General features: G+C 60.0%; 12 protein-coding genes. 11 read left to right on the top strand and 1 reads right to left on the bottom strand.

Annotation, left to right across the window (positions count from 1 at the left end; translation table 11 throughout):
- Positions 1–192: 192 nt before the first annotated feature.
- From FS320_RS35110 to FS320_RS35095, 5 genes are all read left to right on the top strand, one after another.
- On the top strand, positions 193–555 hold the full coding sequence (locus tag FS320_RS35110) for a hypothetical protein (RefSeq protein WP_152716999.1): 363 nt from the start codon (positions 193–195) through the stop codon (positions 553–555).
- A 186-nt stretch (positions 556–741) separates the two neighbouring features.
- Positions 742–1,101, top strand: a complete 360-nt coding sequence (locus FS320_RS35105) for a hypothetical protein (protein ID WP_152716998.1) — start codon at positions 742–744, stop codon at positions 1,099–1,101.
- A 327-nt stretch (positions 1,102–1,428) separates the two neighbouring features.
- Positions 1,429–1,824, top strand: a complete 396-nt coding sequence (locus tag FS320_RS35100) for a hypothetical protein (protein ID WP_152716997.1) — start codon at positions 1,429–1,431, stop codon at positions 1,822–1,824.
- 225 nt (positions 1,825–2,049) lie between these two features.
- Positions 2,050–2,187 carry a hypothetical protein gene (locus FS320_RS45480; protein WP_153885369.1) on the top strand — a complete coding sequence of 46 codons (138 nt, stop codon included), beginning with the start codon at positions 2,050–2,052 and terminating at the stop codon, positions 2,185–2,187.
- Positions 2,188–2,307: 120 nt separating this feature from the next.
- Positions 2,308–2,994: a metallophosphoesterase family protein gene (locus FS320_RS35095; protein ID WP_162003441.1), complete on the top strand. Its 687-nt coding sequence runs from the start codon at positions 2,308–2,310 to the stop codon at positions 2,992–2,994.
- A gap of 71 nt (positions 2,995–3,065) precedes the next feature.
- Here the strand turns inward: FS320_RS35095 and FS320_RS35090 are convergent, their stop codons facing one another.
- Entirely contained in the window at positions 3,066–3,620 is a 555-nt protein-coding gene (locus FS320_RS35090) for a hypothetical protein (protein ID WP_152716995.1), read from the bottom strand.
- A 97-nt stretch (positions 3,621–3,717) separates the two neighbouring features.
- On the opposite strand from FS320_RS35090, the gene FS320_RS35085 reads away from it, so the two are divergent.
- From FS320_RS35085 to FS320_RS35060, 6 genes are all read left to right on the top strand, one after another.
- Positions 3,718–4,044 (top strand): hypothetical protein, encoded by a 327-nt coding sequence (locus FS320_RS35085; RefSeq protein WP_152716994.1) that lies wholly within the window; start codon positions 3,718–3,720, stop codon positions 4,042–4,044.
- Between the two features lie 34 nt (positions 4,045–4,078).
- Positions 4,079–4,498, top strand: a complete 420-nt coding sequence (locus FS320_RS35080; protein ID WP_152716993.1) for a hypothetical protein — start codon at positions 4,079–4,081, stop codon at positions 4,496–4,498.
- Positions 4,499–4,552: 54 nt separating this feature from the next.
- A complete protein-coding gene (locus FS320_RS35075) occupies positions 4,553–5,032 on the top strand; it encodes a hypothetical protein (RefSeq protein WP_152716992.1) in 480 nt (159 codons plus the stop codon).
- Between the two features lie 77 nt (positions 5,033–5,109).
- On the top strand, positions 5,110–5,694 hold the full coding sequence (locus FS320_RS35070) for a hypothetical protein (protein WP_152716991.1): 585 nt from the start codon (positions 5,110–5,112) through the stop codon (positions 5,692–5,694).
- An 8-nt stretch (positions 5,695–5,702) separates the two neighbouring features.
- On the top strand, positions 5,703–6,254 hold the full coding sequence (locus tag FS320_RS35065; RefSeq protein WP_152716990.1) for a hypothetical protein: 552 nt from the start codon (positions 5,703–5,705) through the stop codon (positions 6,252–6,254).
- A gap of 57 nt (positions 6,255–6,311) precedes the next feature.
- Positions 6,312–6,662 (top strand): hypothetical protein, encoded by a 351-nt coding sequence (locus FS320_RS35060; RefSeq protein WP_152716989.1) that lies wholly within the window; start codon positions 6,312–6,314, stop codon positions 6,660–6,662.
- Positions 6,663–6,867 lie beyond the last annotated feature (205 nt).

Here is a 6,867-nt window from a genome sequence, read left to right as displayed (position 1 = left end):
GGTTTTGCTCCACGCTTCCTTCAGACCCCACCTCGCGGTGGCGCCCTTGCGCTTTGCTAACCCTTCGCCGCCATCAGGCTGGGTAGAGGACTTGCACCTCCAAGCTGTCGAACATGCTCGGCACACGAAAGAATGAGGCGCTGCCGCCTCGATCGGGGTTCCCCCCATCAACCGACATCAAGGACAACGATCATGTCGAACACTGCTCCCGTCGCCGCTGCTTCCACCCAGGCTGCTCCCTCTCAGCGTCTCTACAACCGGAACCTTACGGTGTCTGACCTCGACGTGAAGACGGATAAGAACGGAAAGGCCTATGCCAACTTCCGTGGCGGCTTCAACGACAAGAAGACGGGCAAGCCGGTCTCCATTTTCTGCCAGGCATTCGGCAAGAGCTATGAGGCTCTAAAAGATGTCCTCGTGAATGGGAACACGATCAAGGTCTTCGGCGCGCATGAGCGTCGCGAAGCCAACGAGGAGCTCAGTATCCAGGCTACCCGGTCCTTCCGCGTGGTCGGTCTGTCGAAGCCCCGCACTCCCGAACAGGCTGCCGCCTGATCGGTCAAGAAGCCAGCACGCCGTCGGCGCAATGCAGGGCTCGAGCCACCGGCTCGGGCCCTTCTTCTTTTCCAGCTGGGAAGATGTGCAGGTCCGATAGACCTCAAACCCACGAAGAAAGAGGCTCTCCTAGCCTCGGACAGTGGGATCACTCGACCCAAAACCCCGACATCAAGGACATCGATCATGTCGCAGAACACCGCACCCGTCGCCGCCACTCAGGCTTCCACCCAGTCGCTCTACAACCGCCGCATGACAGTTTCCGCCCTCACGGTTGGCACGGACAAGAAGGGACGTCCCTTCGCGACGTTTCGCGGCCAGTTCGTGTCCCGCCGCACGGGCAAGAAGTCGTCCATCTTCTGCCAGGTTTTCGGCCAGAGCTATCAAGGCTTGAAGGACATGCTCGTGAACGGCAACGAGATCGCTGTGTTCGGTGCGCACGAGACCCTGCCGGCTAACGAAGAGAAGGGTCTGAAGCAGACCCGCGCGTTCCGGGTGATCGGCAAGTCGACCCCGAAGCCGAAGGCTGAAGACGCAGCTGCATAAGCCTCACGCCTCCGTCTTTCCTCCCTGGTTCCCCGCCTGGCCCGGTCTCTCCGAGATCGGGCCTTTTTTCATGCCTGGGCCGGCCGCCTCGCGAACTCAGGGTGCTTTAATTTTCCCGAAAGGAGACTGCTTTGGCTTTGGTTCGTTTCGCCTTTGGCGTCATCTTCCCACTCGGTGCTGTCGGCTACCTCCTGGTCTGCGGCTGAAAGCTCCCGCTCCCAATCAATCCGTCCTGCGAGGGCCCAGGTCTCCCGACTCTGGGCCTTTTCTCGTCGATCGCTGACTCGATGGCGAACCCAAAGTTGATTCAAACCCCGGAAGAAAGACATGTCGCTCAGCAACCTCGCGATCCGTTCCCACTCTCGCGCTCGCAAGTTCGCCTTGAACCTGGCTTTCACGGCGATTGATGCCCAGATGACGAGCACCATCCAGCAGATGGCTCTGACTGCCGTGAGCGAGTTCAGCATGGATGAGGCTGCGAGCTTCGCCAACCGGCGTGGGCTCCTGCGCCGGAACCGCTTCTCCGACATCGATCAGGGCATCGACGAGGTCCGCGCAACCAAGGAGACCCTCGAGCTCGTAAACGATCTGCCGCTCGGCGTCCCTTCGCGCGAGGACCTGGAGAACTTCTCCGAGTCTCTCGCCGGGGTCCTGTGCGCGTTCGCCGAGGAACGCTGTGCAGGCATCGAGATGGCTGCCGAGGCTTACGCTTTGGCAGCCTGAGGTCCTGGCAGGTTGTCGATCGATCACTTATGGCCGGACTTCACAGTCCGGGCCGCTGCTTCTGGATGGGGTATCTCCCTCGATTTCCTTTCCAGAAGACACTCTTCGTGCGCCACCTGGCGATCAAATCCCTGACAAGGACGTTGAGCGTCACACACGCATGAGAAAGGGGGAACTCCGAATCCGCGGGGTTCCTGGTTGAGTAGAGAGAGGAAGAGAGACCGAATGGCTAATCCGTTCTTCATAGCTTTCAACACCAGCACTTCTTACACGCCCGACGCAATGATCTTCGCGATCACCGCAGTGGCGTTCGTCGAGGCCGCTAAAGCTCTGCGCCGTCGCAAGACAGAGCTCGGTGCCTGATGGCAGCGGTTTACCACTCTCGAGCCCGGGCCTCGCGCTCGGGCTTTTTTTATGTCTGGAGGGAAGCGACCTCGATGGTCTCAAAACCCCAAGGATGGAATCTCTGAGAAAGGCCCTGCCATGACCTATCGCACCTACGCCATCGGCGACGTTCATGGTCGGATGGACCTCTTGAACCTCATGATGGACCAGATCCACCAGGACCGCGCATTGGATAGCGCTCCTGCCCGGGCCATCCTTCTCGGCGACTATATTGACCGCGGCCCTGAGTCCCGTCAGGTGGTCGAGTTCCTGATGGGCGCGTGCAAGACGACCAACGATCTTGAGGTCATCGCTTTAAAGGGCAATCATGAGGACCTCCTCGTGAAGGGGTACCGTGATCCCAACTGCAAAGAGGGTGAAACCTGGTTCCTAAATGGCGGGATGCAGACGCTCGAAAGCTACGACCTGATGTGGGAGGATCCTTTTCAGACGATCCCTGCAGCCCACATCGACTTTCTCGAAAGTCTTCCGACCATCTTCGTCGACGAGCTCCGGATCTTCGTGCACGCCGGTCTGAACCCGCTGTTCCAGCTCGACGAGCAACCCGTCAAGGATCTGCTCTGGTGGCGAAACCAGGAAAGTCTTCGCCTTAACCAGTTCGGGAAGCTCATTGTCCACGGCCATGAGCCACATGGCGGAGTTCCGTCAATTGACGGTGGGCACATCAATCTGGATACCAAAGCCTACCGTCGGGGCGTTCTGTCCTGCGCCGTGTTCGATCCAGGAGAGTATGTGCCCCGCATCCTGCAGGTGCACGCCTCCTAGCCCTACGATTTCTGCCCATCCACGCGTCAACCTGAACCAGAGGCGGCGCTCGATGCCGCCTAGGCTTTGGGTTAACCGCGCCCATTGGCTCCCAGGAACCGCAAGATCTCCTCAGGCTTGTTGATCGTCGGCTGATCGGTCCGGTCAGGCACCTTGTAGCCTAGTGCTCTCGCAAACTCTGCTCCTCCGATATGAACTGAGTCGAAAAAGCGGCTGTGGCATACAGCGAAGTACATAGCCAATGAGACTTCGTTCGAGTGTCCGTACCTAGATGGGTCATCGAGGATCAGAAATTCGACCATGTACTTACCTTCAAACGGCCCAATCACGGCTGGCATTTGTTTTGAGCAAAAGACATAGCTTGGGCCCGCGCTCTTCATACGCGACTTCTTCTTTGGGCTCTGCATCGAATATCCCCACGCCTGGTCCTCAACCCGAAACAGAGCCCCTGCTGAATGGAACAGCACTGGCGTCGAGTATTCTACCGTCGTGGTGACGCACTCGCCCATCTGACAATAATCAGGCAGGGGCTTCGCAATGGGCTTGCCCGGCAAACGTTCAGCCGACTGAGCCGTGGCACTGCACGTGCCCACGAGCAAAGCAATGAAGGTCAGATAGGCTCTCACATTCAACTCCCGTCATGTCTTGGCTTTTGCGCCGTTCACTTCCTCAAGGATAACCGGGTCGAAGTCACCCCGGTTCAAACCCCACGAGAGAAGCACGATGGACCTCTATACCGTTTTCCAGCCGTCGGTTCAGATCCAGCATCTTGGTGGCGGTAAGACCGGGCACAGAGTCATCGCTCTGGTGCGCCAGCCTTGCGATGACATTTTCGACACCTACTATCACTTCGCCCTCTTCGAGGATCCGGAGGACGCCAACGCTATGCTGCACCGGATCAAGGCTAACCGCACCCAAGTTAACTTGGCTGAAGCCTGGGTCCTCTCCTCCGCCGATCAGCGGGTTTATACCACCTATAAGGCGAGGGTCGCGATCGAGACGGTCCCGCGCCCGTCCTATCGGCTTCGCAGCGCTCGGATGGCAGCCTGAGGCTGCCTCCCCTTCCTGTTTCCGCTTAGGGACCATGACCACAAAATCCATTCAGCTCCAGAATACGCTGGAGAAGGCAGTCCTCGTTGCCGCGGTCGGGCGCCAATTAGCTGACTACGCCAGCATTCCAGCCCATATCGCCGATAGCATCGTCGTTGTCGGAACGGAAAAGGCGGCGTGCGCCGACACCCTTGAACGGGCAAAGGCTTTGAAGTTGCCCGGGATTCTCACGCTGCCTGCGTTCAACCGTTTCCAGATGGTTCTCGCTCTTGAAGCCTATGCCCGATCGTCTCCGGAAAAGGATGGCGATACTGCCCGCCTTCTCATCAGACGGGTTGAGAGGGAAAGCAAAGTCTCGCCTGGCGAGCCTTTGCCTGTCCCGAAACCCATTCCGCCTCTTACCGCGGGGGGCAAATCGGCCGCGCCCAACCCAGCAGCGCTGCGGACGCCCTGAGAACACATCCCATCGGCCTTGCCTTCACTCCCTTCTCTCCTGAGGAGCATATTCATGCAGCAGCCTTACATCGTCTTCCATCACGGCTCTGTCGTTGGCGAGTTCTCGACCTACGCCCTCGCCAACAAGACAGTTCTGGATCAGTCCGGTGTCCCAAACATCTGGGAAGCCGTCGGCTGGCATGTCGAAAGCCGTAAGCCTCATCTGGTCCGCGCCCTCGTCAGCACCAACGGAAGCGGCCTATACCTCGGCAGGCGGCCGGCGGCCTGCTTCTCGTGGGAGCAGCTGTACACCCAGTTGAAGGATGCCGTCTGGTCCTGCCCGCGCGGCCAGTCCCGCTCGTTCGAGATCTCGCTCGAGTTCTCGGATGGCACCAAGGCGATCAACCACCTCGATACATACCAGTCAGCGGACCCTTCCGAGGAGCGCCAAGCTCTCGGGCGTGACCAACTCCGAGCTCTCTTCGACCCGCTCGCGGAGACCCACGAGCTCTTTGACGTCCTCTGCGACTGGCCGGTCCCACAGGCGGCCTGAGCGTGGCCGCTGCCTCATGAGACAATCTTTGCTGGCATCGTGATCTTCGTCCCGATCCAAATCCCAGAAAGAAAACGATGCCTGCACCTCTCATCTGGACAGACCGCATCTCAGCCGGCTGCAGCGAAGAGACCTACTTCGGGGGCCGGTTCCCCGGTGAGTGGATCATCATAGTCGCCCGCACCTGGCGAGAGGGCATCCAAGGCTGGGGAGTCTCCTGGAACTGCGGCAGCCACCCGCGCCGCGTCCCTGCCGTCCCATTCCACGCCGATTTCGACAGCGCGATCGCGCATGCCGAGCAGGAAGTCGCCTCGCGCTTCGAAGGAACGATCATGAACGCACCGTTTGAAGTCACCATCGCCGCCATCGACTTTCATGGTGACGTGGCCCGACCGGATGAATGCAGGGTAACCGGCACGATTATGGGCATCGCGCCCGCCCCGACTAACTCACGGGGCGAAGTCCTGCAGCCCGGCAACCAGGTGACGATCTTCATGTCGAAGATGGCCAACGCGAACCGGACCATCGCTGACCTGATTAAGGGGTCACAGGAGCCTCGTATCGCAAAGTGCCGCGCCGGCAGCGTGGTCCGCTTCCACTTCTGCGACCTGGTCAACGATTCCGAAATCGCAGCCGGCCACTTTGTCGTAGATGTCGCCTGAGGTGCCCCATGTATGCCCGTCCCCGCTTCCGCCCGCTTTCCCCGACGCTCACTCCAGGAGTCCCGGAGCTCTTCGTCTTTAAACGATTCCTCGATCCGATCCGCACGGGCTCGAAGAAGCAGCTCCTCGTCTCGGGCAAGCGCACGCCCACCCCGAGCAAGGACGAGCCCTTTGTGCTCGTCTACAAAGATGACGAAACCGGGAACCGGATACCTTTCGCCCGCGGCATCAGCGACCGCTACTCGTCCGGCGTTTGTCTCGACTTCGACAGCGACTACCACATGGTTGACTACCAGGAGTGGGACGGCGAGGACGACGGCTCGCCACTGTATAAGCGAGATGCCATCGAGCGCTTCGCAAAGGTCGATGGTACGAGCATTGAGGAAGCCCTCGGTCGGTACCGCGAACGAGACGCCTTCGCCCGGGCGGAGGGCTTTGTTGACTGGAAGGCACTCGCCCAGTTCCACAGCCGCAATCACTCCCGATTCCGCGGCTGGGTCATATACTGGGAAGGCATCGAGCTCCTGGAGGCACCTGCCTCGCTCCCCAAAGCTGCCTGACAATCGAGATTGAAGATCTTCGGACCTCAATTCCCATTCCAAGCACAAGAGGGTGCCATGAAGCTCACGTTCAAGTCGGCCATCGTTGCCGCCTGCATCGCCCTGACCGCCTTCGGCAGCCTCGCTGCGAGCGCTTCCCCTGCTCAAGCCGGTGGAATGCGCAACCGCAACGGCGCGGCCATTGCGGCAGGAATTCTCGGCGTCCTGGCTTTAGGAGCCATCGCCACCGCTGGATCTGGCTATGGCTCTCCAGCCTATGCCGCACCGGCTTATAGTGGCCACCCCTACGGGCCGCAGACGTACTATCCCGCAGCGCGCCACTACCGGCCAAACTGCTACATTGCCGAACGCCGGTACTACGACAATTACGGCGACGTCATCGTGCGACGCACCCGCGTCTGCGAATGAAGTGAGGCCGCATACGGCCCGGTGGCCTAAGCCTTCCACTCGCGCCCAAAATGAACGACAAGCCGCCCGTCGGGCGGCTTTTTTCGGTGTGCCGAGCATGTTCGACAGCTTGGAAGTGTAAGTCTTCTACCCAGCCTGATGGCGGCGAAGGGTTAGCGAAGTGCAAGGGCGCCGTCGTGAGGCGGGGTCTGAAGGAAGCATGGAG

Source organism: Microvirga tunisiensis (genome assembly GCF_009296175.1).
Taxonomy (GTDB): Bacteria; Pseudomonadota; Alphaproteobacteria; order Rhizobiales; family Beijerinckiaceae; genus Microvirga; species Microvirga tunisiensis.
This window is presented reverse-complemented; position numbering and strand designations above follow the sequence as displayed.

Coding starts and splice junctions, on each gene's coding strand:
- FS320_RS35110 (WP_152716999.1), top strand. CDS start 193: ATGTCGAACACTGCTCCCGTCGCCGCTGCTTCCACCCAGGCTGCTCCC.
- FS320_RS35105 (WP_152716998.1), top strand. CDS start 742: ATGTCGCAGAACACCGCACCCGTCGCCGCCACTCAGGCTTCCACCCAG.
- FS320_RS35100 (WP_152716997.1), top strand. CDS start 1,429: ATGTCGCTCAGCAACCTCGCGATCCGTTCCCACTCTCGCGCTCGCAAG.
- FS320_RS45480 (WP_153885369.1), top strand. CDS start 2,050: ATGGCTAATCCGTTCTTCATAGCTTTCAACACCAGCACTTCTTACACG.
- FS320_RS35095 (WP_162003441.1), top strand. CDS start 2,308: ATGACCTATCGCACCTACGCCATCGGCGACGTTCATGGTCGGATGGAC.
- FS320_RS35085 (WP_152716994.1), top strand. CDS start 3,718: ATGGACCTCTATACCGTTTTCCAGCCGTCGGTTCAGATCCAGCATCTT.
- FS320_RS35080 (WP_152716993.1), top strand. CDS start 4,079: ATGACCACAAAATCCATTCAGCTCCAGAATACGCTGGAGAAGGCAGTC.
- FS320_RS35075 (WP_152716992.1), top strand. CDS start 4,553: ATGCAGCAGCCTTACATCGTCTTCCATCACGGCTCTGTCGTTGGCGAG.
- FS320_RS35070 (WP_152716991.1), top strand. CDS start 5,110: ATGCCTGCACCTCTCATCTGGACAGACCGCATCTCAGCCGGCTGCAGC.
- FS320_RS35065 (WP_152716990.1), top strand. CDS start 5,703: ATGTATGCCCGTCCCCGCTTCCGCCCGCTTTCCCCGACGCTCACTCCA.
- FS320_RS35060 (WP_152716989.1), top strand. CDS start 6,312: ATGAAGCTCACGTTCAAGTCGGCCATCGTTGCCGCCTGCATCGCCCTG.